Source organism: Candidatus Obscuribacterales bacterium, from assembly GCA_036703605.1.
Classification (GTDB): domain Bacteria; phylum Cyanobacteriota; class Cyanobacteriia; order RECH01; family RECH01; genus RECH01.
In genome coordinates this window covers 1-1,056 of the sequence record DATNRH010000133.1, presented here as the reverse complement: position 1 = coordinate 1,056, position 1,056 = coordinate 1, and the positions used below count along the sequence as shown (strand labels likewise).

General features: G+C 52.5%; 1 protein-coding gene. It reads left to right on the top strand.

The features are described from left to right. Positions 1-594 precede the first annotated feature (594 nt). Positions 595-810 (top strand): hypothetical protein, encoded by a 216-nt coding sequence (locus V6D20_02740; protein ID HEY9814711.1) that lies wholly within the window; start codon positions 595-597, stop codon positions 808-810. Positions 811-1,056 lie beyond the last annotated feature (246 nt).

Here is a 1,056-nt window from a genome sequence, read left to right as displayed (position 1 = left end):
CATTGCCTTTCGGGTTTCATTTGGCGTTGATTGAGCAATTTTTTTCGTGGTTGCTTCCACATCGCTCGTTTCACTGGTAGATGCAAGGGGGTACGGTCCACCTGGTGGAGGAGCAGGCGAGTGTATTGTTAATCTCTCGCTTAGCTATGTGGAACCGCCTTATAACTTTCAAGTGGGTTCCGCCATCAGAGCAATCGAAGCGGACGGGGAACCTACTTTTTTCGGTGAGAATCACGGTCTTATCTCATAGGCAACTGGACACTTTTGGCAGGTCGAGGAAGTAACGCTTCAAACGAACGAGGAGGTATATTCACGGGCTCACTTTGTGAGGTGCAGGAGGTAACCATCCTGACTCGGGTTTTTCGAGCCTGATACCTGGTTGGTCACTTATTTCACCAGTAGGTATCACAAACAACTGTGACTTGCTGGTTTTGACGCCATATCAGCGGTGGAATGGAGCTGGTGGTGGTGCAAGAGCCGGACGAGGGGGCTCTTGTAACGGATTCCAGGGAGGAGCTGGGGGCACAGCTCTTTCTGATCCAGCCGGTGGTGGATCATCGTAGGCCCTCACTCCATGCTAATTGTTAAGGGGTGTTGCGCGGGGTGGAAACGCCGGTGCTGATGGGCAACGCGGTAGTGGTGGTGGTGGACGAGGCTACGGTGGAAATGGTTTCATTGAAATTGATGTACTACTCAAACCGGCTACACCTACACCAACTCCCACGCCTACACCAACTCCTACACCTACGCCTACACCTACACTACCTCCTCCTACGCCAAGCATTTTGCCGAGTCCTCCATCTGCTCTGACTCCAACACGCCTTCAAACTGTTTCTCTGTCACCCTCAATTGGCACTTTGGCTGCCCCCTCAAATCACCTATCAACAACTAACAGCTCGGTTGCCTATTCATCGACCAGCGGTAGGAGCCGTACTGACTTGATAGCCTGCCCGGTAGGGCAGTTTGGGCCTCAATGCGGCTGCTTCCTTAACATGCCCGGTTCCTCAGACTGCCCCAGAGAGGTTACGGTAAAACAGACCCTGATTGATTGATAGC